At 54.9% G+C, this 25762-nt stretch carries 22 protein-coding genes; 15 read left to right on the top strand and 7 right to left on the bottom strand.

The genetic code is table 11. The features are described 5' to 3' along the window. The 7 genes from B4V06_RS00535 (at nt 1) to B4V06_RS00505 (ending at nt 12920) form a co-directional block, all read left to right on the top strand. Nucleotides 1-1560, top strand: a complete 1560-nt coding sequence (locus tag B4V06_RS00535) for a hypothetical protein (protein ID WP_498166562.1) — start codon at nt 1-3, stop codon at nt 1558-1560. Nucleotides 1561-1572: 12 nt separating this feature from the next. Beyond that, the gene (locus B4V06_RS00530) at nt 1573-3069 is read left to right on the top strand and encodes a hypothetical protein (protein ID WP_498166560.1); all 1497 of its coding nucleotides are present in this window, start codon (nt 1573-1575) and stop codon (nt 3067-3069) included. Next, nucleotides 3066-7673 (top strand): DNA translocase FtsK, encoded by a 4608-nt coding sequence (locus B4V06_RS00525; RefSeq protein ID WP_498166557.1) that lies wholly within the window; start codon nt 3066-3068, stop codon nt 7671-7673. The genes B4V06_RS00530 and B4V06_RS00525 overlap by 4 nt, the downstream gene beginning before the upstream one ends. A 22-nt stretch (nt 7674-7695) precedes the next feature. Beyond that, a complete protein-coding gene (locus B4V06_RS00520) occupies nt 7696-8802 on the top strand; it encodes a competence protein CoiA family protein (RefSeq protein WP_498166554.1) in 1107 nt (368 codons plus the stop codon). A gap of 182 nt (nt 8803-8984) precedes the next feature. After that, nucleotides 8985-11306: a DUF262 domain-containing protein gene (locus B4V06_RS00515; protein ID WP_498166552.1), complete on the top strand. Its 2322-nt coding sequence runs from the start codon at nt 8985-8987 to the stop codon at nt 11304-11306. A 394-nt stretch (nt 11307-11700) separates the two neighbouring features. Then, on the top strand, nt 11701-12519 hold the full coding sequence (locus B4V06_RS00510; protein WP_095637937.1) for a ParA family protein: 819 nt from the start codon (nt 11701-11703) through the stop codon (nt 12517-12519). Further along, complete coding sequence (locus B4V06_RS00505) at nt 12516-12920, top strand: DUF8160 family protein (RefSeq protein WP_251344705.1); 405 nt, start codon at nt 12516-12518, stop codon at nt 12918-12920. The genes B4V06_RS00510 and B4V06_RS00505 overlap by 4 nt, the downstream gene beginning before the upstream one ends. A gap of 227 nt (nt 12921-13147) precedes the next feature. Here the strand turns inward: B4V06_RS00505 and B4V06_RS00500 are convergent, their stop codons facing one another. Next, the gene (locus B4V06_RS00500) at nt 13148-14911 is read right to left on the bottom strand and encodes a transposase (protein ID WP_498166547.1); all 1764 of its coding nucleotides are present in this window, start codon (nt 14909-14911) and stop codon (nt 13148-13150) included. Between the two features lie 197 nt (nt 14912-15108). Between B4V06_RS00500 and B4V06_RS00495 the strand changes: the two genes are divergently transcribed. Beyond that, nucleotides 15109-15504, top strand: coding sequence for a hypothetical protein (locus B4V06_RS00495; RefSeq protein WP_498166544.1), 396 nt, complete (start codon nt 15109-15111; stop codon nt 15502-15504). A gap of 22 nt (nt 15505-15526) precedes the next feature. On the opposite strand, the gene B4V06_RS00490 is transcribed toward B4V06_RS00495, so the two are convergent. From B4V06_RS00490 to B4V06_RS00475, 4 genes are all read right to left on the bottom strand, one after another. After that, nucleotides 15527-16009 (bottom strand): hypothetical protein, encoded by a 483-nt coding sequence (locus B4V06_RS00490; protein ID WP_498166542.1) that lies wholly within the window; start codon nt 16007-16009, stop codon nt 15527-15529. Next, entirely contained in the window at nt 16009-16266 is a 258-nt protein-coding gene (locus B4V06_RS00485; protein ID WP_498166540.1) for a hypothetical protein, read from the bottom strand. Before B4V06_RS00485 ends, B4V06_RS00490 begins: the two co-directional genes overlap by 1 nt. A 136-nt stretch (nt 16267-16402) precedes the next feature. After that, a complete protein-coding gene (locus B4V06_RS00480) occupies nt 16403-16978 on the bottom strand; it encodes a hypothetical protein (RefSeq protein WP_498166537.1) in 576 nt (191 codons plus the stop codon). Nucleotides 16979-17127: 149 nt separating this feature from the next. Continuing rightward, on the bottom strand, nt 17128-18126 hold the full coding sequence (locus B4V06_RS00475; protein WP_498166535.1) for a Cdc6/Cdc18 family protein: 999 nt from the start codon (nt 18124-18126) through the stop codon (nt 17128-17130). Nucleotides 18127-18321: 195 nt separating this feature from the next. Here B4V06_RS00475 and B4V06_RS00470 point away from each other — a divergent pair, with 195 nt between their 5' ends. From B4V06_RS00470 to B4V06_RS00455, 4 genes are all read left to right on the top strand, one after another. After that, nucleotides 18322-18759, top strand: a complete 438-nt coding sequence (locus B4V06_RS00470; protein ID WP_498166532.1) for a hypothetical protein — start codon at nt 18322-18324, stop codon at nt 18757-18759. A 796-nt stretch (nt 18760-19555) separates the two neighbouring features. Beyond that, on the top strand, nt 19556-20137 hold the full coding sequence (locus B4V06_RS00465; protein WP_115803907.1) for a DUF7342 family protein: 582 nt from the start codon (nt 19556-19558) through the stop codon (nt 20135-20137). A gap of 3 nt (nt 20138-20140) precedes the next feature. After that, complete coding sequence (locus tag B4V06_RS00460) at nt 20141-20599, top strand: hypothetical protein (RefSeq protein WP_115803908.1); 459 nt, start codon at nt 20141-20143, stop codon at nt 20597-20599. Further along, nucleotides 20596-21834 (top strand): site-specific integrase, encoded by a 1239-nt coding sequence (locus B4V06_RS00455; RefSeq protein ID WP_123115121.1) that lies wholly within the window; start codon nt 20596-20598, stop codon nt 21832-21834. Before B4V06_RS00460 ends, B4V06_RS00455 begins: the two co-directional genes overlap by 4 nt. A 9-nt stretch (nt 21835-21843) precedes the next feature. Here the strand turns inward: B4V06_RS00455 and B4V06_RS00450 are convergent, their stop codons facing one another. After that, complete coding sequence (locus tag B4V06_RS00450; RefSeq protein ID WP_123115120.1) at nt 21844-22611, bottom strand: HFX_2341 family transcriptional regulator domain-containing protein; 768 nt, start codon at nt 22609-22611, stop codon at nt 21844-21846. Nucleotides 22612-22729: 118 nt separating this feature from the next. Between B4V06_RS00450 and B4V06_RS00445 the strand changes: the two genes are divergently transcribed. After that, nucleotides 22730-23716, top strand: coding sequence for an E2/UBC family protein (locus B4V06_RS00445; protein ID WP_123115119.1), 987 nt, complete (start codon nt 22730-22732; stop codon nt 23714-23716). 199 nt (nt 23717-23915) lie between these two features. On the opposite strand, the gene B4V06_RS00440 is transcribed toward B4V06_RS00445, so the two are convergent. Continuing rightward, nucleotides 23916-24242, bottom strand: coding sequence for a hypothetical protein (locus B4V06_RS00440; RefSeq protein ID WP_498166527.1), 327 nt, complete (start codon nt 24240-24242; stop codon nt 23916-23918). Between B4V06_RS00440 and B4V06_RS00435 the strand changes: the two genes are divergently transcribed. Both B4V06_RS00435 and B4V06_RS00430 read left to right on the top strand, forming a co-directional pair. Then, nucleotides 24243-25553 (top strand): ThiF family adenylyltransferase, encoded by a 1311-nt coding sequence (locus B4V06_RS00435; RefSeq protein WP_158606097.1) that lies wholly within the window; start codon nt 24243-24245, stop codon nt 25551-25553. Further along, a complete protein-coding gene (locus tag B4V06_RS00430) occupies nt 25550-25762 on the top strand; it encodes a KTSC domain-containing protein (RefSeq protein ID WP_123115117.1) in 213 nt (70 codons plus the stop codon). Before B4V06_RS00435 ends, B4V06_RS00430 begins: the two co-directional genes overlap by 4 nt.

Below are 25762 nucleotides of genomic sequence, written 5' to 3'. Positions count from 1 at the left end.
ATGGGAATTGAAGCATCGACACTGAATCTACGATTCCTTTCACAGCTGGCACAGGGAGGCTTCGCTGAACAGCTCACTGACGAGCAACGCAGAGAAATACACATTACAACCCGTCTAGATGGTGAGGAATACCTACAGGACGCACTAGAAGATGGGAAGCAGGTCATTCTCACTGGGAACCCTGGAGACGGTAAAACACAGTACATCCTGCAGATGAAGCCTGAGTACCCGGAACCGGACTATTTCTATCTCTCTGACGCCTCCGAGTACGACGACTATACTGTCCTACTTGACAAATGGAAAGACGCCCTCGACGACGACCGACCTGGTATTCTCGCTATTAATGACGGCCCTCTTTACGAGATGACTACCCAACACGCCGACGACTATCCCTTCCTGGAAAAAGTTCGGAGCCAGTTCCAAAACCAGATAATCTACGACGAAGATCAAGCTGGCAACGCTGATTTCGACTCTATCGTCGTCATCGATCTCAACAACAGAAACATTCTCACCCGAAAGGTCATCGGCCAAGCCATCGAGAATCTGACTTCGAATAAGTTCCTCAAAGAGAACAACGGCGACGACATCGACGGACACATCGCCTACAATATGGATAAGATGAGGAATGATCGTGTCCGAGAAAATATAATCCGGCTCCTACAGTCCGTGGGCCATCTGGACGCCCACGTCACCGTTCGTGACCTCCTGAACTTTCTCGCCTACTGCATTACTGGAGCCAAAGAAGAGAGCATCACCGAGTTTGACGAAGATCTGAAATACTACAACCTCGCCTTCAGTGGCAGCGGGAAGATCTTCACCCTCCTGAACGAATACTTCCATCCCCGTGACCTCACTCATCCATTTATCGACAGCAAACTTTGGGCTGACGCTGAAGAAGAGGTTTCACGGAGAGACGAAGAAGACTCAGAGGAAGAAGTCGACCAACGATTCATCGAGAAGAAACGTCAGTTCTACTTTGAGGACGTAGCCATCAAAGACTACGACGCTCGCGACCTCTATCACGAGACCAACTACTCCTTCCATAACCAGCGGAACAGGGACCGTTCGGCTGAAAGCGTGAAAGAGGACGTCATAGAGATGATTAACAGCTATTTCATGCCGGATTCTTCCAAGGGCTCCGATCTCCGCGTCTGGCTCTCCCACAACTATCGATCTAAAAGCTCCCTATCCCTTATCTCCCGGACAGAAATTCCCAAGCGCGAGTTGAACCGCCGAGTCCCGCAGCTCCATCCCGAAATCAGCGATGCAATGGACTACAACCACGACCACCACGTTCTCGAATACGAAGGACGTGACTCAACAGTCAGGCTTCGGATTGATCCAGACCTATCAGAGACACTCGGTGCCCTGAACGGCAACATCCCTTACATCCTACGTGGAAGGGAAGAAGAACAGCAGTTGCTCGAATTTATGGAAGAAATCGAGTACAGGGAAAGCCACGATGAAGATTACGGCACCGTCCATATCATGGACACGGAAACTGGCGAACTCGAGATTCTGACAGTCAACGATGACCGGTACCAGATGGAGCGGAGGTGAACACCAATGCCAATGAGACTTAACGACGTAAACTCCGACGCATCGGAAGCCGCATTCGGATTCAAAGCAACCTCTGCCTCTCTAAAACCGGTGCATCTCTCCCAGGTCGTCTTCAGTAACGTTCTGGGATCTACTCACCAGTCGGAGGACCTGTTCAAATTCGTCGAGAAACCTGGGAAAACCCCCTCCAGCGACTTGGACGAGAAATACCACGGCCTGTTCGAGTCCTCCCGCGATCTCAGTGACGAACAAATGGACAATCTTCGGTACAGGATGCGGAAGGTCTTGGACAACGACAACGCCCTCTACGCAAGTAGTCCACGACACTCTGCAATGACCTCTATGAGCGACTGGTTCGTCGCCTACCGCCGAATCGGTGTAACACCGTCACAGTTCATCTACACCGTACTGGACGAATCTGACAGTGACATCAATCAGAAGCTGACCGACCAGCTTCAGGATCACCACGACGCTATCTCTCTCCTGTTCCGGCCACTGGCCAAAGACGGAGGGAAAGGCAACGTCACGGTCTCACCCTGGGAAGAACCTGTCCTGGGAGACGCATTCGGGGACGGGAAGATTGCGGATGAATTCGTCGAAGGCTTCGAAACCCTGTCGAAGCATCTGAAGGACTCCAACGGCGACTACGACCTGAACTACGCCCGTGACCTTCGACGCACCATCAAATTCGGCGGGTTCCTGCTCTACGTCTATATGGCCAACCGGCATAATGAGATCCGGGATGACGAGGGCAAAGACGAACCTGTCCCAATCGTGCTGAACTACACCGGAAACAGGAACAACCCGGTAGCCGACGCCAGCCTTGAATCATTCCGCGTCGTCGGGTCGGAAATCCAGTTAGCCACTAGGCTTGGTGTCAAGCACGTCCTTGACCTGCAGGGCTTCAAAGACTACAGCGAGGAAGACGTCCTCCGAGAGCTCGAGAACCACAATTTCCTAGAACTGAACCGGAATAAGGAGGACAAGATCGAGCAGGACTACGAAAAATTCGAGCAGGTATTCCGAGCCTCGCGAGACCCCGAGAAGGATACCACCTTCCACAGGCTGGTGGATGCTGTAAGCAACGTCATCCACGACTTCTCGAACCGATTCGACACATACACACCGCAATCCACAGCCCAGACCTTCGCCTGGCGTGCCGGGATCCTCAAACCACGAGGAAACCGGGCGAACAAACGTAGGTATCGGCCCGACCCCGAGATGCTGGAACCCGTCCTACTCTCCGTAATCGAACCAGGCACGAGCATGTCTCTCCAAGATCTCTCAGAAGAACTCCGGGAACGGTACGGGATCATCGTGGGCGGAACCGAACAGGACCGTAGCCACCTGGCGGAGTGGGACATCCGCCTCGGTGCCAGCGCATCCGAAAGTGATCCGCTGAACAACCAGAACTACGAGGGCTTCAAAGAAGCAGTATCAAGCCTTGGATATGCTGAGGAATACGCGGACGGCGTTACCATCGTCTCTGTCCCCGAGGAGGAAATATGAGCGAAACCACACAGACACAAGACAGCTCATTCGAGAGCAACGAGGATCTGATCGGCAAAGCAATCGCTAACGAGACAGTCGACCAGCTGACCGAGGAAAACATCGGAGTTATAATCGAATCGCCACCCCGATTCGACGCTGAGGAGTTCGTCGATATTCTCTGCAGTAACGCACGGTACGATGTCGGCCTTGCTATGGTCAGCATCGATGAAGCAGACATCGACGATCTCCAGTCACGGACAGAGGACTCCTCCGTCAGACTCACAGACAAAGTTAGTGTCGCCGTCAACTGGCGGAATGGGACCGACACCGGATTCGAATGGGACGGACGCATCGAACCAGAGAAACTGGTGATTCTGGTTCGGGGAGACCACGCCCGCCTGAATTCGATGAAAGATTTCGAGGGTATGGTCGACTTGCCTCTGGCAGAAATCACGCGAGAAATCACCGACCAGATGCAGGCCCAGAAACAGTTCACCGACAGTCCCCCAGCCCAAGCTATCTGGGAAACCCTTGGCTCCGACCTCTACGACAGGTTCGAAATCCCTGCAGTTGCTGACTACGCAACGTCGACGCTCAAAGAATCAGAACAAGGTTCACTCGACGCCCTCGGAACCGAACTCTACAGACTGCGGCTGTTCAATGATCCGGGGCTTAACAACCCCGATGAAATCCCTGACAGGCTTTCCGATAACCTGGATCTCGTGCTGCGGGTCTCCCATATGTCGAATAGGGATCGACGCCGGCTCACTAACAGTGTCACCAAAGTCGATGACAGCGAAAGGGAAGAACGGGAACAATCTGTAGCCAAGCTTCGACGGTTCGAACGAACAGGTGACTCGGAGATCCTCGCCGACCTGACGTACAATGAGGTCAACGAGATATTCTCCACCTCCGGCCAGTCCAGCCAGCGACGTTCAACCACCAGCACTCGGAGAGACGTCGAATCCGCTAGCGTGGAGGCAGTCTTCGACGACAACAACGAGGAACTGGAACGGCTTTCAGAAGAGTTCGATGACCAATACCGAGAAGCCGTCGAGGAAGAAGAAAACCGGGTCGACATGGAGTTCACCGGAGATGAACAGTTGGCCTTTGACGTCAACGACGACCTCTACTACTTTATTGAGCACTTCGTCACCGAGGACTCCTTCGGTGGTATCATCCACAACCCAGAGGACAGGCAAAGCGCGATCAAGAACTTCCAGGCTCTGAGAACCGAGAAGTTCCAGCCACGAGGCGAAGACAGCAGCTTCGAAAAACTCCGTAGAGTGGCTGAGAACAGCGGCAAGTTCGAGGACTTAGTTGCATCCATCGACCGATACGTAACAGCCCGTAGCGAACTCGTCGACGCCCTACCAGGACTATTATCCGCACCGCTTATCCGGCTTCTCGGAGACGATGACCTGCTCGAATCCGCAGAAAACTACATAGAGGCCTACCGTGAGGTCCAGGACAAACTGGACAAGAAGTACCGGGAGATTCAGGACGTTAGCTCTGAAGGCTCCTCCAAGCTTCTCTCCGACTTCCTCCTATTCGACACCGTCATTCTCGAATACGAAGACGATAGAGAACTCGTCCTCTCCCCACTCCACCCGCTCCACCTCTGGAAGTACTCCGAACTGGCGCGGGAGATGAAGGACGAAAAAGAGTCGCTGACCGAGGAAGAACGCAACTTCCTCATCAACAGCGTCGAAGAACAGCCACACGTCCTCCGTAGCATCCACGTCGGCGGGAACTACAGACTGGCGGATGAGACCTATCTCGTACAATCCGCGGAGCTCGACAGGCTGCCTGTCTATACCCGAATCGAGAATGCTGCAGAAGGAACGAACTCCAAGTTCTACGACTACGTCCTCGACAAGTTCACGTCAGCATACCCACCGTCTCAACGCCACCTCAAGATCAGCGTCATCGATCCTCTAGATCCTGTGGACCTTCTCTCTGACATCGCTGACTTAGCGGAGAAAGAAGAAATCCAAGGCGCAACAGTGGAGTTCGCCTTCATCGAGGACGAAGAGAAACCTGTCCTCAACGGCACTGCCTCACCAAGCGTCTCCGAGGATATCACTAATCTGTTCGGCCCAGACAACGACTCTGGGGAGTTCGAGATCGTTACAACCGAACATCCCAGCTATGACTCATACGCCGAGAGCCTGAAAGGCGACCCACAGCACTTCATCCTGATTAACGACCAGAGCAACTTCAGCATCCAGACCTTTGAGCGTGATGCTGAGACCACAATCCACCCGCTGTACGTCCCGAAAGAGTTCGACTACGACCTGCTTGAGGACAAAATCAATATCTCGCCGTCGAAGGAAGGAGTCCTCTTCTCCGAATACCAGGACCTGATCAACCAGCTGTATAATCAGCGGCAGGCCATCCACAATGCTGAGGTCAACGAACTCAACGTCGAAAAGGAGACTATCGACGACCTCCTCGACTCCGCGATCTGGGTCTCCATATCCTCACCGCCGATGAACGGCAACCCATTCTGGAAGGACAACCTGATTTCCAGAGAACGACGCGGCGAACGCGACTTCGCCACGTACTCAGAGGATATCGACTACTTCCGACGGGTTCTCCGCCGCATTATTACCGAATACCGTCTCGCGCCTGACGACACCGACTTGGAGGATATCGCGGAGAGAATCGCTGACCTACAACAAAGCGGCCTTCTCCGCCTCATCACCCGGGAAACCCTCGGCAGCGGGAAATCCAGAAATACGAAGGGCCTGCTTGGCTCCATTATCGCCGTCCAGTGGCTCCAGCAGACGCTGGCAGATCCCAAGCTGATCTTCTCCATCGACAACCCGCGTACCCGGGAATGGCTGAATCTGGGGGACAGCGAAAGCCGGGCCGACATCCTTACTGTCCAGTTCGACGATGATGGTGGCCTTATCCTCGACATCATCGAAATCAAGACTCTGGAAGAAACTAGCGGCGCCTACACCGTCAAAGACGAAGATGGCACCAAGGTCGTGGAAGGAAACGCTGTCGACCAAGTCTTCGAGACGACAGACACAATCCGTGGCCTGTTCACAGGCGACAAAAACCTCACCACGTCGCCCCGGAAAGAGGCTCTCCGCGAACAACTGTACTACGAATTGACCTCCGCAGAAGGGATGGAGGGTAAGCAGGAGTGGGCAGACCGGATTAACGACGTATTCAACGGGGATGCCCAAATCGAGATCAACCCGAGGATCGTATCGGTCGAAGTCACCAGCGAAGCCACTTCGGACGAACGGATTGACGGCGTAACTCCGAACGCCCAGTCCATCAGGGTTGACAAGCTTCCCCGACAATCAATCAAGCGGCTGATTGTCAGCGGCATCGAGGACCGGGAAGACCAACGGCCGGAAGAGGATGCCGAAGAGGAAGCTGTCGCAGAAGAGGAAACGGACGAAATCGACGAAAGCGAGACGGAAGTCGACAGAGAGGAAACCGGTGGGGAAGAGGAAGACACCGTCGGCGACGACGAAAAGACAGACGTCAATACTGAATCTGCTGACCGGTTCGGCGATCCCGAAGAATACACTGACTTGGTAGAAACCCTGAAACGGGTTCTCAACGAGTTCAAGATCAACATCCGGAACATCGATCCCGACGATATCGATGTCGGACCAAACGTGGTACGCTTCAAGATCCGTCTGGCACCAGGCGAGAAACAGAGTTCCCTGGAGCAACGGACAGAGGACATCGCCCGGGAAATGGCGTTCGAGAAAGAACCGATCGTCCAGCGACTGCCTGGAACAGAGTACGTAGCTCTGGACGTCCCCCGGGAAAACAACGTTGTGGTACCTCAACGCGACTACAGAGACCGGTACAAGCCGTCCGACGAGATTGAGACATCCTCACTACCCTTCCTAGCAGGCGTTACACCAGACGGTGATGTCTACCGTTCTGATCTCTCTGAAGCACCACACATGTTGGTCGGCGGAGCAACAGGCAGCGGGAAGACCGTGTTCCTGTACTCCTTGATTATGAACTTCATGGAGCAGAAAGGCGAAGACAACGTCGAGTTCGCCTTAGTTGATCCGAAGGAGACCGACTTCATCTTCTTCGATGCTCTGCCAAACCTTTCTAACGGCGAAGTGATCACTGACGCCGAAGATGCTGCCAACCTGTTCGAGTGGCTCGTCGAGGACGAAATCCCACGTAGAAAACAGCTGCTGCGGGAAAGCGTATGCCGTGACATCGGAGAGTACAACGAGCAGAACCCTGATGACCAGATGAAGCCGATCGTCGTCATCATCGACGAATACAGCGACCTACTCCAGCAACTTGGAGAAGACGCTGACGACACCGAGGACAACGTGCGCCGAATCGCCCAAATCGCACGGGCACAGGGTATCCATCTCGTCATCTCTACCCAGCGACCTTCACACGAAGCTATCGACACGGACCTCCGTGCTAATCTGGATACTCGGGTGGCTTTCCGGCTTCCAAAGCAGTCTGACTCTCGAATTCTAATCGACGAAGGTGGAGCAGAGGAACTTGGCGGAGACGGAGACATGCTACTGAAAGAAGCGGACAGAACCACTCGGCTACAAGGTCTCTATGTAGATTCTGATGACATCCGTAACCTCATCAATCAATATCGGTGACCACTAGGAATGTAGAATTCGAATGCCGTTCTTGGCCCTCCACGACGGCACCGAGGTCATTCCGAATCAGGTACAGAAAGGGAGTCTCCTCGAGTGCCCGAAGTGCGGCGATCAATTGAAAATTCGCGATTCCCATCGCCGTAAGGGATCGTTCGTCGCACGGCATTTCTACCACGCTGCTGAAGAGGAGACTGACTGTGGCGGTGAATCTCCACCTCATTTGCGGATGAAGTCGATCGCGTATTCGAAGCTCACGACCGAGTATCCCGACGCTACAATAGGACTAGAACAGCAGCTGGGTGACCGGCGTGCCGATATTCTCGTTGAGTTTCCACAGCCTCGGTTCCCTGAGGGCCGTGGCATCGGCGTCGAAGTACAGCACAAACACGAGGACAAGGATGTCGACGCAGTAACCGCTGAGTATCTCGCTGCAGGGTACAGCGCCCTCTGGTTGGGAGAAGAGGACTTCTCCGGACTCAACGTCGATCTCTCTGGCATTCTCCCGACCTGGCCTCACGCGGTCCAACACGACTTCAGCGACGGGTATCACGGCGTCATCCACTGGCTCCGACAATCAAAGCCAGCCAATCCCTCGATGGACGTCGTCCTGCCGCGAGAATATCTAGCTGAACACAGCGAGGGTCTTCGTCGAGCATGGGAGTACGGGAAGTTCGATCAGGGAGGCCAATCGGACTGGAATGATCTCGGATTCTGGTGGTTGAGTGCCTCGTATGACCCGTACCAGAAGTGGTTCAAACTCACCGAGACGCCTGATGGGCGGACGATGCTTCAGCTCGGGAAGCAGGTCCGCGGTACTGAACACGTGCTCGCTCCAGTTCAGACTGGACACTCTCGGAATCGGGGGAAGGTTCACAGCTTGGCTTACGAGGTGGATTCAGCAGATACCTCCGCTGGCGAATGGGCAGATATCGAAAAGGCGTGGCTGGAAACCGGCTTACAGAGCACTTCAGTTATCTTCAAGCTCGTTGCAACTCCGAGCGGGGAGCTCGCTCTTTCGCTGGGAAAGTACAAGGAACACAGCGACGATGGCGAGTTCATTACCGTCTCTACCGAGTTCAAGCGCAATCTCAAAGAGAGTCTCCACGAACTGGCTAACCATCTGGGGTGACCTGACTCGCCCGGAAACCCGCCCACAACGGTAAATGGACGGACTACAAACAGCAGTCAATAATGTCGGACGAGGCTGACGATTTGTATGATAAGTACATCGACTACGATGGCAGAGATCTCGATACCCGGAATGTCGGTGATGGGAAGGTAGTTCGGCCGATTACGGCCGAGAATTTCGAGATGGAGAAACGGACTCTGGGGGAGGTCCTCACCGATCAGAAGTTCAACGTACCAGAGTACCAACGACTGTACTCGTGGAAGAACATCCACCACGAACAGTATTGGTCGGACATCGAGCAGTTCGTGAATGCCGACCTGGTCGCTGACCGACGCGAAGTGTCTGACGTGTTCTTCAGCTCGATGTACTTCGCGGTCAACGACGACAAACAGGTGTATGAGGTCATCGACGGCCAACAGCGGCTGACGACGACGCACCTGCTGTTGCGCGTCCTTATGGAGCACCTCGAGGACGTCGATCCAGCCTCTATCGAGGACGATACCCTGGCGGAGTTCCGGGACTACGGGATCGGGCGAATCACCGATATCCTCTATGTAGAGGAGTCGTTCGGCAAACGTGAGCCTCGGCTCACGCTGAACAAACACGACGCTGAATTTTTCAAAGCCCTCATGATGGGGCCGTCCGCCCAGGTGGGCTATCTCAAGAATGAAGCCGACTTCAGCATCCACGGGAACAACAGCGATGCGGTGCAAGTCTCGGAGTGTCTGGACCGGTTCGGCACCACGGACGATGACCTCGCGGACTTGGATACTGACTCGCTCTCCTTGGGGGCGTTCTTCAAACTGTACCGCTCACACCGGCGGTTGTTGAAGGCCTACGAGTTCTACGACGAGAAGATCAGCGGCGTCGTCGCCGACGCCGCCACGCCGGACGAGACGGTGCGAGCGCTCGTGAACATCCTCAACTACGTCTACAACTCCTACCACGTCGGGGAGTACCTGATTCGAGAGGCGGAGTCGGACTTCCGGATGCAGATATTCGAGATTTTGAACGACCGCGGCGTCGATCTGACGAAGATCGACCGTATCAGGGCGGCGGTTGTGAACGCCTTCTTCGATACTGACGTGAAAGACGAGTACGTCGACAAGTGGGAGGACATCGTGGTGGCGTTCGCGACCGATGGTGATGCCATCGACGACTACCTCTCGATCTATCTGAGTATCGTCGACGATGGCATCGACAGGATTGGTGACGCCAGCGCCGAACTAACCAACGCCTTCGACACGCGGAACATCGACTCGGATGTCGTCCCGCGCCTTCGGAATCTCGATGAAGCGAAGGCCTTCCTCGACTACGCGCACGACCTCGTCGACTACTACCAAGATATCACAACCACGGAGCTCGCCGCCGAGGACCTTGAGTTAGCCAGTCACCGAGAGCAGTGTCGGGAAATCCTTGTTCGCCTCAATAACCAACAGATGGACCAGTGGCGGCCATTCGTCCTGGCGCTCTACTATCACACCAATCCTGAATCGGAACCGGATGCAGCACAGTTCCACCGCGTACTAGAGACCATCGAGAAACTCAACCTGCGACGCCTCCTCATCTCTGAACGACCGAGTATTTTCCGCGAGGTCTTCATCGAGGCCGTCGAGGAGTTCAATCTCGCACCAACTGCCGACGCCACTCCAGATAGTGTATACGAGGCTTCTCGAGAGTACCTCATCACCGAGATGCGTTCCTCTACGCCGACGCTGTTCGGCGACCGGTTCGTCGATACGGTCGTTCAGACGCAGTCCTGGAGTACCGGAACGGCGCGACTGCTCTTCGGGAAGTTCGCCCAGGATCACTTCGACGACAGTAGTCGTGCCGTCGAGCGAGACCTGAACATGGGGAACATCCATCTCGAACACGTCCTCCCGCAGACTCCCGTCAGCGACCCGGAAGACCCGACGTGGCTTCGGGAGTTTTTCAAACTCGACTCGGAGCCGGACATCGAGATCGCGTCAGAGATCGAACGCTATATCGAGCTGGTGCAGCGCTCTGATCTCGACGAAGAGGAGGAGCGACTGAAAGACAATATCTCGGAGTTCATCACGCAGGGGTTCATCGACGATATCGGGAACTTCCTCCTGCTCCGTGACACCGATAATATCGGGGCGAGTAATCGGCCACTCGCCGAGAAGATGACGCAGTACTACTCCGAGATCGACGGTTTCGCCAGTATCTACCCCAATCGGTATTTCACGGCCGAATACGGCAACGTCGATCGCGACTCCCTCGACAAACTCCGTGAGCAGCACGATGGCGGTGACGTTTCGAATGTGGACGCCGATGTAGTGGCGTATTTCAACTCCTTCTGGACCTACGAGACTCTGCAGGATCGACGAATCGAGCTCCTCTTGGATATTCTGTCGACGCTTGGGTTCGATTCGTTTGAGGACGAGTTCGGGATTGAATCCGACCAAGATGAGGTACGCCACGAAATTCGAGAGAAGACGGACCAAGAGTTTGAGAAACGTCTGTCCATCCGATCGCTTTAACCCCCTCTGAGAAGTCGGTTTTGCGAGTACCTGTCGAAGCCTTCTCAGCTGACTATCCTATCCAGCTTCGCCATCCCCACAGAAGGTGTCGACCTCCTTTGCCGAAACGAAAGGAACGAACGAAACGAATAGAATGAATGGAATGAAGTAAACGAGATTGATGAATTGAACTCTTCAAACGAACTGGTTTGTCTCTGGTTGGCCTTTAGCAGAAACGAACAAAACGAACGGAACGAATTGAGTGATAGAAATGAACGCAATTAGTTCAACGAGCGAAACGAACAGTGGTTTTAACATCGTAGTAATCCTCTCACCGAGTGAAACAACCTCACCGAACGCACCGAACTAAACGAGCAAAACGAACGAAACGAACACAACGAGAGAAACGAAGATAATGACTGACACCAACACCGCACGAATCACGGTGGCGAATCAGAAGGGAGGCGCGGGGAAGACAACCGACGTCATTCATACTGGCGGCGCACTCGCTGCCCGAGGCCACGACGTCCTCCTAGTCGATATCGACTACCACGGAGGGCTCACCTGCTCGCTTGGCTACAACGATCTGTACTACGACACCGACCGTACAACGCTGTTCGACGTTCTCGACTTCGACCAGATGGAATCGGTGAACGACATCATCGTCGAGCACGAGGAATTCGACATCCTTCCCGCCAGCGAGAAACTCGCAAACAACAAGAACATCCAGACGCTGCTTGAGGCGCCGAAGAGTCGCGAGCGATTGGAGATGACTTTGGACGAGCTCGACAAGGACTACGACTACATTATCGTCGACACGCCGCCATCTCTGAACGTCCTCACCGACAACGCGCTCGTCGCGACTGGCAACGTTGTCATCCCCGTCATTCCCGAGAAACTCAACGCCAACAGCCTCCAGATTTTCGCTAAGCAGCTGAGCTCCCTCGAACAGGCGTACGGAGACATCAATCGGCTCGCAATCGTCTGTAACCGCGTCGAGCAGAACGCCGAACACCGCGACACCATCGAGGAGATCAAGTCGGCGTACTCTCTCCCGGTGTTCGAGATCCCGAAGCGGACCGACCTCTCTCAGTCGATTGGCGAAGGGGTGTCCGTCTTCGGTTTCGGCAAGGAGAACCAGCGCGTTGAGGATGCACGCGACCTGTTCAACGAAATCGCCGACCTGTTCGACGAGACGTTTGAGAAGACCGCACCTGAGGAGGTGGAAGCATGAGCGATGGCTGGGGTGATGCTTCCGGCATCGAGGGCAACTACGAGGAGGAGGACGATGAGGTCGAATCCAGCGAAACGAGTGAGGTGAGTGAAACGGTGGAAACCAGTTCATCGACCGAAACGACCGAATCGACTTCAACGAGTGAAACGAACGAAACGAGCAAAACGAAGACGAACATCAAGGACGAGTGGAATGGGCGGACGATCTACATTCCCGACGATGTCCTCGACGAGATGGAGGATACCTACCTCGAGTCCCAGCTGAAGCTCCGCAAGGCGGGCCAGGACGAGTTCAAGAAAAATCGCCACTTCTACCCGCTACTCGTCCAGTTCGGTGTTGAGGCGCTCTCTGAGGCGGATTCTGAGGAAATTCAGGCTCGGCTTTCGGAACTCGGAGACTGAATGACCTCGCGCAGACCACAACCTGATTAGGATAACTTGATACACAAATCTGGCAGCATGGAATTATCTATGCGTGTTGAATCACCGAGTCAGCGCCGGGTGTGATCGGCGCGCTACCAAACGATAAGTTGTGTTGTGAATATTCCTATCCAATCACACAGAAATATACAACTTGGATCGAGAGCAGTCGCTACACAACAACGCGTCCTGACAAAAAGTGTTCTTCGCTACCCCCCAGGGTCAAAGAGGCAGAGACCGACCAGCTCAACGATCTCTCCAGCCAGGATCGGCGGATCTTCTCCTAAGTTCACATCCACCTCATCTCGTAGGTGGTAGTTCGCCATCCGCCAAACATTGTACAGCGCCACACCAATGACAAAATAGAGGAGGCGATTACGGAAGTCAGCTGTCGCTGAGGTTGGTAGAAAGTGCTTCTTGATGGTCTTGTATTCATTTTCGATCATCCAGCGGTCGCGGTACTGCTGTGCAAGCCCTTGCGCCCGATCAGGTGACACGTGCGCATTGATCGTGAATATCGCATAATCACCTTCAATGTACTCCTCACTGTCTTTTGCTGTGTCTTTCGGCACGTAGATAAACGAGATATCGTGCGTTTCACCATCGTATGTGAGTGTCCCCTGTTCAACGCTCACATCAGATACTTCGTCTTCAATGGTCTTTTGTATCGCAATCTTATCGCTATTTGCTTGCTTACGCTTCCCGATAATGTAGTACCCGTTGTGTTGATCGATCTGATGCCTGACTTCCAGGCTGTCGAATTCACGGTCGGCAAGCACCTTATTTATATCAACGTGCTGCTTCGCCTGTTTGAGGAGGGCATCAACGAGCTCACCGCGTGTACGCGTTTCAACGCTGTCGGGCTCCCACTGCCGTTTGTCGCGGACCGGCTCGACTGCGATGACAATCGGTGTGTCGTTTGCGATGATGGTGAGCGTCGCGAACTTGAATGCACGTTGGTGCGATTCCTTGGTGCCACTCACCATCTCTGGGTAGTCCTCTTTCGGATAGACATCACGCGTTGCGCCGCTGTCGTACTCAATTGTGACGGGCTCTTCCCACCACTCGACGTCATTCTCGTCGCGAAACGGTGATGACCAGTACGGCCAGGTTGTGATGTCGAAGGCGACGTTAACTGGTTCTCGGATGCCTGGGCTGTCGCCTTCTTCAAGAGCGTTGAGAATGTTCTCGACCCCGATGTGGAAGGCGGGGAGGACTGTATCGCGAATCGCTTTCCAGTCTTGGCGTTTGTCACCGATGAAGTCCCACAGCTTCGTCTGTTCTTCGGGAGTGGCGAGTTTCTTCAAGGTACGATTGTGCGTTGTACCGTGCGGAACTTTTGAACGGTTGCTGAGTCGAGCGAATCGACGTGCTTTCGTTGTGGTTCCCGCCTTAGCAAGATTGAGGTAGCTCTGCCGCTCGAAGTACGCTTCGAGGGAATAGGTGATGTTGTCGGCGCGAGGATCGATGAAGCCGTCCAAGCCAAGGTCCACCGCGCGTTGAACTGACTCACGGATTTGCTCTTCGCCAACGTCCTCCTCGATGTCGTCCGGTGGGTGCGCGGGCTCGTACGGTTTAATAACGTCGTGTTCTGCACAGATCGTTTTGATTCGCTCGGCAGTTTCCACAATTCTGGCCCGCTCTTCACCAGTGAAGCGATTTCGCCAGTTGTGGCTGATGATCTGCTGGACCGGAGGGGACGAGAGTCTGAATCGCTGATAAATGAAGGCTACACCTTGGAGTCGGCGGGATAGCTCTGATTGGTTGACATCGCGCGCATGCTGGTACAAGAACACCTTAATAATCCCCTCCAGGTCGTACTTGGCCCGGTACTCTTCCTCGTACCCGCTGAAGGAGCTAGTAGGTATGTCGAGAGCTGCGATGACGCGTGTGATATGGTCGTGAATATGGCAGAGGTCTTCTGTCTGCTCGGCCACGGTATCGATCGGTTCCTCGGTTGTGTCTGGGGTCATCGATGACTCGTTTTCTGGATCAAGATGTAGTTTACACTTACAGTTCCGCGTGTAGTTTCCGGTAATTCCAGCTTTAGAGTCGTACTTGGGGGTGATATTGGTGGGGAGAGCGGTGAATGAGAAGGTACTTCTGAGTGTAAATTACGTCTGAGTGTAACCTATAATTGGCACGATGTGCAAGTTGTGGTAACTAATCAATGGAAGAGATAGTGGCTAGCTTCTTAGAAGAGAAAGGAACAATAGATATTCTAAGTGTAATTCCCACTCAAGGGATATCTCGCAAGGAGATCGAGCCAAAAGTTCGAATCACGAATAAGACCGTTGGCTCTCGACTCCAACGCGGGCGGGACTTGGAGATTTGGGTACGGAAACCAAGCCACCGAAAGGAGGGTGGACGGTACGACTATTTCCTTACTGAGATGGGTCAGAAAATACAGATTCTCCTAGCTTTTCATCAGTTACCACAGATTGTATCCGAGCTCAAAGCAAAAGAGAAGGAATTCGAACGTCAGAGAGAACAGATGACGAATATGATTAAGAAACATGGGATAGAAGCAGTGGTTGAGATGTACGATGAGGAACTTTCCACATAGCGAATGTAGGAGCTTAGCCTGTCTACAATTTCTTTGTTGAGATGTCTTTGCTGGGGACGTAGTGGCGGATGAGTTCGCCAAGCTCCCACGTTCGGTGGATGTCAGCGAGGTTGTGCAGAAGGACATCGAGATGGCTATCGTTGTGGTAGGCATCGACCGCGCTTGCAGATGATTTGAATGGGTCATACCACCGCTCAGCGTACCACGGGTGGTCATTCGAGACATACTCGGAAAGAGTATCTAGGCTGTGTTGAGAGGGTGCGAGGAGTTCGTGGCTGCCTGTGAGTGTATTAGCGTCCGCAGATGCGCCATGAGTCGTGACGGTGGTGTTGATGCGTTTGGCCAGCGGGTCGTAGAGATCGGCAAACTGGATGCCATCAAACACCCATTCGAGGTCGCATTTGATACAGCGGGTGCGTACGAACGGAAGGTCAAACCCGCCTTTCCACGACTCAGCATTATACGCTATCAGGCGGTCGTAGTCCTTTGAAAACCGGTCGAACATCAGCTCCCGTATTCCAACCAAGATGTCTCGTCCACCTTCACACACGTAACTGTGACATCTAATCCATCTGTTCGATCACTCAGTTGCTCTTCGAGCTCACTCTTGTCAGCGTCGGTGTCTGTATAGACGTTGAGGAATAACACTGCGTGACCGTCGGGGAACCAGAACCCCGCGACACTCAACACATCGTCTGCACCGAACCCTGTTGTTTCGATATCCCATGCAACATGATTCCGACCATTGTTTCGGTCGATCATAGAGAACGAATGCCCTGGTGATAATGAATCAATACGGGCGCACCTTCCGGAAACCGGACTCTGTTGAAATCCTCAGCAAGGGATATATTCTGACACTGTTTCGGTCAATACAGCTCAGCTAGATAACGGTCGGTGATTAGTGAGCAGGCTGAGATTCAGGGCGTGAGTCCTCCTGTGTAGATCCAGACGGGGAGGTTGATGGAGAATCATCCGCACCGGTCGGTGTGACCGGTCGCCCCTCATCCGTCTGGAACGTGACGATTGCGCCTCCAGCAATAGCGCCGATTGTGATGAGAAGTGCCACTTCAACGAGCATCCTAACGACGGTTGCGACTAATATGATGCCGGTAATGAGATTCATCGACGTTGTGCCCGACATTTGGAGTAGTATCGGAACGGCGGCGACGAGGACGCCGGTTGTACTCCCGATAGCGATTGCCTCACCGACCCGCCGATACTCTGTAGAGAAATCGACTCGTCGGGCGACGTACAAACCAAGGCCGACTGCCATAGCGAGCGTCACCAACGACCCAACGATTCCGCCCATGTCATTGTAGACCGTCACGGTCTGCCCGACACTCCCTATCATCGGGATTGCGCCCTCAAATCCACGGTCAATCCCCCGTCCGAGAATAATATCCGGTACGGACTGAATGACAAGCCCGAAGACGCCGACAAGTCCAGCTAAAACTCCAATTCTATTTCTATCCATGATGATGTATCTGGTCGCTGTAGAGAAAAGTGTTCGTAGGAGATATGTCTATATTATCGGAACCATTGCTAAATTCGCACTCTTCAGCGACCGGCTGTTTCATGCTGTATTGTGTCTGAAAAAGAGGATTTCAACAGAGCCGGAAACCGCTATACAGGCTGGTAGCGTCTTCCTCGATGTTTGCCGATCGATTCGATGAGGTTGTAGTGAGTGAGTTTCTGCAGGTAGTTTCGAACCATGCGTTTCGTTTTCGGGTTCTCAACCTCGGCGGTGTACTGGTCGTACAGGTCACCCATCGAGATCGAGTCTGTGTCGGTGATAATGTTGTAGAGGATGCGCTGGTCGCGGGTGAGGCGGCTGATGTTCTTCTGTTTGATTTCCGCTTTCGCTTCCGGAACCGCCGCCTCAAGATGCTCATCAAGAATCGTCTCGGATTCTCTAGCCGCTCGCTGAGCAGCCTGCCGGAGTGTCCCGATTGCCACGCGAGCATCACCGACCGCCGCGTCTGCAATCCACTGCAACTGCTCAGTCGTGACTGCATCCGGATGCAGCCCCCAGCGCGCTCGGTCCTCTAAAATCGCGGTGAGTGCATCAATTGAGTACGCGTCGAATTCGATGCGTGTTGCAGTACGAAGTCGGCTGTCTAGGCGGTCGTCGAACCTTGTGTACATCACGTCAGGGTCGTTCGCGATGAGAATCATCGAGAGCTTCCGCGTGCGCACGAGTTCGTAGAGGACGTCGGTGGTGTCGAGCTGGTCGGCCTCGTCGAGAATGATGATGTATGGTGGGCCGTCGTAGTCGTGGAGGCGGTCGAGGAGAACTTCTTGTGGTGTTGATTGCCGGTGGATGTCGAGCGTTTTGTCGAGGCCGTCGAGGATGCGGTAGAGAACAGAGAAGTGCGAGTGGTCTTCCCAGCAGTTCACGTACTGCGTGTTCAGTTTGAGTGTAGACTGGTGGAGTTTATCGAGTGTGTACTGTGCGATGCACGTCTTTCCGGTTCCAGAGGGGCCGTGAAGCACTGCTGAATCGGATGGGTTCCCTTCGACGGCTGGACGGAGAATACTTGATAGCAGGTTAATTTCGGCGTCTCGTTGCACCACGTCGTTCGGGAGGAATTCCGGGTCGAGAACGCGCGCGTCAGTGATCATGGTTGACACGAGCGTGATGATCGTATTAAGCGGATGGACCAGGTTTCCGGAATTTCCGGAGTGTAGAACACATGTGTCGAAACCGCGTGTCGGTGATATGGATGACAGAGCTACATATACCTACTATCTATATGTCTGATTTCCCGGGAACTCTCTAGATGAAAAGCTTATACTATTAGCGAACCATCATTATGTATGGACTCGCGGTTAAAATCGTTTCTTTTAGGCAAGTCGGTGAAACTATCTCTTCGATATCTCGGGTATTCAGTCATTCTCATGGCCTTGTTCTTCGGTCAACTCTATCTTGCTGGGAATTTTGAGATGGGAAACTCATCTAGTTTACTTATGAGTCCACTTGGAGTCACAGTATCAGCGATTATCTTGGCAGGGATACATACATATCGAAACAACGGAATACTGGTGAGCATCGCTGTCGCCGTCATCACCATGAGCGGTTATGCCCTGTATGGTGTCCTCTCGCTTAGTCACCCTCAACCTGACTATGGACTTTTAACCGGGGTGGGGACAGCAATCATGTATGGTGCACCAATAGGGATTATAACCTCCACTATTGCGTATGTGTTACGACGATCTGTCCCGAGCCTATCACCTGTAGTATCTAAGGAAAAATAGAAATATACTCGGTTCTGTTGAAATCCTCTACCTGTGACACGTTTCAGCGAGTGTGCTTGAATACGGTGCGCATCGTACAAAATTCGGTGACAGACTCTAGCTACCTTGGTTCCCAGTTGAGCCTCTGAGGTATTTCCGAGCCATGTACACGATCGCACCTACGAGAAGCGAAGCGGTGGCGATGAGCATCGAGAGTCATATCTTGTGGATGACGAAGAACCCAGCAAGTAGCGTGACTGCGTAAACAGCTACAACCACCGGGAGTAGTTTTGCAACGTTCATGGAGAGCTTGTCCTATCTTTCTTCGCTCGAATTATTAGCTCTATGATTCTGGGAACAGTTGGAACAACCCAACTTCCGGAATTTCCGATACAACAGTAGTGATCGGATCAAATCCTCTCAAAACTGTGGTGGTACATGACCTTTATCGAGAGATCGCCAACTCGAATCCCAATTTGTAGTTTCGTAAACGCGGATTGTCTGGCAGACCGGGGACCGAGTTTTTGTATAGCGATATACGATATACAATATTCTGAAGTGCGGAGTTCCGGCGCTAAGAGACTCTAGACCCCCGAATTCTCCCGATGGCTCGAAAATAACAAGTGGTTCTGATTATGCCAATAATCACGACCACTTTGAAGTACCCCGCCGCCGTCGGGTAAGCACGAATGCTGTAACCACCTCACGACGGCGCTTCCCCCGGGGTAGAGCCGCCAAGACCGGGCTCCGAGTTTGCTCTGGCTACCCTCAGCTGAGATCAGGGCGATGGCGAAAAAGAGGATTCGATATAGGACTAATGACCTCAATCTATATTAAGACACAGTCCGAAGGGTGTTGTATGACCGAAGACGAATCGAACTCCGAGGGCCTGATGGAACGCCAGACCACGGGTGAAGACCGCGTGCGGATGGTTGCTCGGCAGCTGTCGGAGCCACAGACGGCCAACTGGATCGCCTCCGAAGCGGGCTGGTCACACGAACCAACTAAGCGCGTCCTCGATCGGCTCGTCGACGATGGCATCCTCCACCGTGACGAAAGCGGTACTCACACGACGTATTACCCTGATTATCGCCGCCAAGCGATGCAGGAGGCGATGCGCCTTCGAGACAGCGGACACACTGTCGAGGAGCTTACGGACCGTCTCGCCGATATGAAGACGCAGATCCGCGACTGGGAGGACGAATTCGGCGTCGAGTCACCGAACCAGCTTCGCGGGACGCTCGCTGACGAATCCCTTGACGGTGACGAGGAAGATCGGCGCCGTGAAATCGCCCGCGAGTGGGAGCACCTTCAACGGCGTATCCAGATCGTTGGCTTCGCCATCCGCGAATGGGACTTCCTCGCTCCAACGACAGAGCCTGCCGAGGCCAGCAGCTAACGGATGTCTGTCCCGCATCCAGGTGGTGACCCGAACGCGAACCTCTACGCCCAATTGAAGCGGGACGTCCTCGACCGTGTCCCCCAGATCACGGCCGTCGAGTACGTTCCTGACGATATCGAGGCCAAGCAGCTGCGGGCGGTTTTTGATCCAGCCCGCCTTAATCCCCCAACGGGCCCTGATTCGCCGGAACTGACCGTCAAGTGGTATCGACAGGACCCACACGATTGGTTCCGTATCAACTACACCGATCCGAACACGGGCTTTCACGCCGGCTGGCACCAGGACGAGGACCATCCCGATCTCGGACGGGCGCATTTCCAGTACTCTGCCGCCAATACGGAGGACCGCTGGGGGATCACATTTGAATACGAGACTCCTTCCCTAATCCTCTGGGAAATCGTCGAAGCGCTCCTCGAGGACGTCCGTCCGACTTACCAGTACGCGAACGAAGAACCATGACACCTCGAGAACGCACTAATCAGTCACTCGCGAGTTCCTTCGAGCGCTACCTCCAGGACAAGGGGAAAGGCCGCGGTGGGGACGGTGGGAACTATCGACGTAACGCAGCCCGCGAGCTCGAGCGGTTCGCCGAGTGGGTCGCCGGCGACCGCGGCGACGACGACTGGACCGGGATCGTCCCCGACGACGTCGACCGTGAGCCAACCTTCGACGATCTCGACGACCGCGTGTTCCGGGAGTACGCCCGGCATCTCAGTGGAGATCGGGGACTCAAGCAGAACACGGTACAAACCTATTACCGCTATATCTCTGCATGGTGTGGCTGGTGCGTCAACGAGGGCTATCTAGAGGCCCACTACGCGCAGCGGGCCAGTGCGATGGCGCCGCTGCCCGAGGACGACGGCCGCAAGCCCGGTGACCAGCAGGCCTGGACGTCCGAACAGCGCCACGCCCTCACCCGCCACGTCGACGAACAGGCCCGCGACGCCGTCGAGGCGTACACGACCCTTCCAGAGGATACTGACCCCCTCGACAAGCAGCGAGCGCGCTACGCGGCGCTGAAAGCCGCTCGTGACCGAGCGCTGGTGTTCGTCCTCGCGTACACCGCCGTCCGCGTCGGGGAGCTACTCCGGGATCCGAACGATCCGCGACGGCGCGGCGTTCGCTGGGAGGACCTTTCCCTCGACGACGGGAGTATGGACGTCTACCGCAAGAAACAGCAGTGGGACGCCGCCAGCCTCCCCGACCCGGTGATCTCGCCGCTGCGGAGCTATCGTCAGCTGATGGACCCAGCGACGGAGCGGTGGCCGGTGTTTCCGACGTTCGACCAACGGACGCTCGCGGAGCTCGTCCGGGAAGAGCTCGCCGACCGAGGGGAACCCCCAGAGGCAATTGCTGAGCGGCGTGATGAGTACGCTCGCGACCTCCTGCTGGCGCTCGATGAGGATATCCGGCCGCCGTCAATCACGACGGACGGTGCACGGTCGATTCTCCAACGGCTTTCGGAGGCTGCAGAGATCGACATCGAACATCCGAAACACGATTACCTTGCTCCACACGGTGGCCGTCGTGGGATGGGCGAGGTGCTAGTCCGCGCGTTCGGGTATACCGTCGCGGCTCGATATCTCGACAACTCCGAGGAAATGGTCCGTGAACGGTATTCGCATATCGAAGCTGGCGAGTTAGGTGATGTCGCTACAGAAGCTCTCGAAGATGTCGATTCGGTAGACGGCTGAGCGAATTGGTCACGTTTCGATGAGGTGTCTAAACGCGGAAAGTGTATTTTCTCCTTCCTCGGTAAGATCTACGTCGGTCCTTCGACCCACTTCTTTGGTTTGAATGAACCCTTTCTCGGCCAGTGGTTCTAGTACGTGCGTTTCGAGTAATCGGTAGCGAGCTCGGTCTGAGTCTGCCTCGTGGTCCGTTATGAATGGCAGCCCTTCCGCGGGCGTTCCTGCTGGGATTGATTTACCGTTCCCCTGGCCGAAGTCGATTAGTTCCTTCTTCGTGACCGGGCCATTTCGGTAAATGTACTCCATCACGTAGATGAGCTGTGTCTCGGGGGCATCTATTGGGTACGCCGGCAGTTCCTTGATGTTCTTCACCCCGTGGGAAACCGGTTTGACCCGTTGAGCGTCTTTTTCACCATATCGTTCTGGCTCGACGTAGTACGGCACAGCGTCGGTTACCATACACGCGATCATCCCGCCGATTGCGGATATTTTACTCCCGGTTGCAATGTTCACGAACACGTCATCATCTGCGTGCTGTTGGATCTCTCGTGCCGTTACCCGGACAACCTCATACAGATCGAAAATGTTGCAGGATCGGATCTCTCGGTCAATCCCAGCCGCCTCGATATCCTCATACAGCTCCTCGACAAATGGCGGTCGTTCCCCTTCACCCCATTCGAGTAGGATTAATCGATCAGCTTTCAATTGTTTCGCAGCCTCGACAACACGATCGCGCTCGAACCCGAGTGGCGCGATATGGACTCGTTCACTGGGGCGCATGTCTCGCTGTTGGGGATTCTGTGATTTATGCGTTTGGTGCGGATTGTGCGCTCAATGCTGCTACTGATGGTAGAGTCCGCGTGGTGCTTAAGGGGATGACGCTGTTAGGCGAAAGTGCATGCAACCAACTGATCTCGAGGAAGCAACTCAGCATGCCCAAGACCGCTACCGAGGACTGAACGATCAGCTCGAGTCTCTCGACGAAGGGACGGCCGACGACCTCCGTGCCGCACTCGAAGCCGCAGAGGACGCTATCGACGAGGCTCAAGATACCGACGAGGATCAATCCCGCTACGACGCGCTCCATCGGGCAGCCGACTACATTCAGTCAGCACAAGACGACATCGACACCCTCCAGGACGCGGCTGGGTTCGATGTTAGCTACGCCGAGGAACTCGAAGCACTCGAAGAGGCCATTGAAGAAGTCGAGGACGGTCTTGACGAGGCGCTCGAAGATGTTGATGAAGGTGATGATGATGAGGATGACGAGGAGACTGACGGCTACGAGGTGACCGTCAGTGGGGAAACGAAAGTACTCGATCAGCAGTACATCGAGCCGATCGAACTGCTGCGCACGTTCGAGTACGATCCCAACCAATACGTCCTCTACCCTCCAGACGAGGACGATCGAGTCCCCAAAGACAGCGACATCAACCTCGCCGAAGAGAACGTCTTCGACGCGATCCCCGTTGATACTGCCTACGGGAGCACCCAGCTCGACGACGTGCTCGCAGCGGACATCGAAGCCCTTCGAGAAAACCACGAGGTCGATGTCGATACCGAGGCCGAGGCGCAGTTCGTCCACGTCACCGTTCGGGACTACCAGATCCCGTCGGATGCCTACAGTGCGGACACGACAGACGTGATGATCCGCGTCCACGAGAACTACCCCCAGAAGGCTCCGGACTGGGTCTACGTCGACGAGGATCTCCGGCTTGAAGGAGGCGGCGAGCTTCGGAAATCTCGCGACGACCAAGTCCGGGGCTGGTTGGCTCTTTCCTGGCACATCAACAAACTGGACGGTATCGAGTGGGAACCCTACGAGACCGATCTCGAGTGGTATCTGGAGACCGTCGCGAACGGACGACTCCGACAGGGTGACTGACGCGACCCCTCCCGCTGGCGATCACCCCTCCGATAATACATCTATGCAGGGACATGAGACTGACGGCAGCCGAGAGCGGGCGACGGGGAGCAGGTCACGAGTATCTCACTGGCTTCGCTCTGTGCTAGAAGACCCTGATCACGAGTGGCCGGTCGCTGACCGGATACGGGTTCGGATCCGAGGCTCCGACTACCAGCGGCTACGCGAGCACCTCGTACGTCCAGAGCAGAACTGTCCGAAAGAACATGCCGCCTATCTCGTTGCCGGTACACAGGAGTACACTCATCGTGGGCAGCGGGTCTTCGAGTATCTCATTCGAGAGGTTCACCTGCTGGATCGGGATGAATATCTCGACCAGTCGACCGGAATCGTCCGATTCGATCACACAACGATACGGTCGATGATGCGGGGGAGCGAGACTGACCACCGGTATCTCGACGATATGGCCCTCCTGATGTGCCATAGCCATCCCCGCTCGAGCCAGCCGTGCTACTCCGGCACCGACGACGAGAACGAACCGGCCCATATGGCATCACTGACCGGTCGAACTGCTGGTCCGCACGGAAGCCTCATCTTTGGCCAAGGAGGTCTGACCGGCCGGGCGTGGCTCTCTGACGTCCCGACGATCAGGCATGAGCCAATTACGGCCGCCGCGTCGCCGATTGATGAACTCGTTGTTATTCACGACCGTGAACTAGAGCGGATTCGGACGACGGATTCACGACTCTCTCCGGTTTCAAACCGTGACGACGAGATGCGCGACCGGCAGGCGTTGCTCCACGGAGACGGCGGTAACAATCGGCTACGGGACGCTCACGTCGCCGTAGTCGGTGCTGGTGGACTTGGTGCACCAATAGTCCAGACGCTCGCTCACCTCGGCGTTGGCGCAATCACGGTCGTTGATCCCGACGTCGTGGAAGAATCCAACCGCTCGCGAATCGTCGGCGCACGCCCGGCTGATGCTGGTGATCCCAAGCGGACGCCCGACGAGGATGGTGTCGTCCCAGCTGCGTGGGCCGAGGCCATCGACGGATGTGGGACGCCCAAGGCGGAGGTCTTGGGCCGCGTTGTCTCCGATATTGATCCGTCGATCTACTATCACGGCATCCACGAGGAAGTACAGGCTCCGAGAGCTCTGGAACAGGTCGTCGCTGCAGACGTGATTGTCACTGGCACCGATACCGCCACGTCACGTCGATTCGTGTCGGAGGCCGCCCAGCAGTACCTTCGGCCACTGTTCAACGCAGGCACGGATATCGATGTTGACGACGACGCTGGACTCCGAAGCATCGCGACCAGCTTTCAGGTGTCCGGCGCGAACCGGGCGTGTCTGGACTGCTTGGATGCGATTAACGAAGATCGAATTGATGCCGAAGGCGAAGACGAAGACAATCTCGAGTACGGGCTTGAACTCGTTGCCGGAGAGCAACCGTCGGTCATCACGATCAATCAGGAACCAGTACAACGGTTGACGTTCGCGCTGCACCGGTTCCTCACGGGACTCCTCGCCGACCGGCACGGATTCCGAACCGGCACGTACAGCGCAACTTCAGACCGCCTTGTGAGCGACGCAGAGGCTGCTCCCGACTGCCAGTTCTGTAATGGGGCGTTCACAGCTGCCGGCGATCGTGGCGTTCCAATAGCGAAGACAGGACTCTATCGGACAACGCCGTCGACTGTCGAGACGGGGAGTGTCGCAGAACTGGGTCTCGATGCTGTCGTCGAGAAAGAGCCAGCCGAGGACAAGGCTGAACCTGAAGGTGCTGACTCGTCCAAAGAGGATAGCCTACTCGCTCGTATCAAGAGTACGGTAGCCCGCTATATCCCACAGCTATGAACCGAACACCCGTTTCGTCGAGTAACCTGAAAAGTGTCGGCTACGATCAGAGTTCGAACACCCTCGAGATCGAATTCCACAGTGGCCGAGTCTATCAATACTACAACGTCCCTAAGAGAATCTATCAAGGACTGATGGCGGCATCCTCTCACGGAAAGTATCACCATCGCCGAATCAAAGACAGCTATCGATATTCTCGTATTCGGTAG

This window comes from Halorubrum sp. B53 (assembly GCF_059752395.1).
This window is presented reverse-complemented; position numbering and strand designations above follow the sequence as displayed.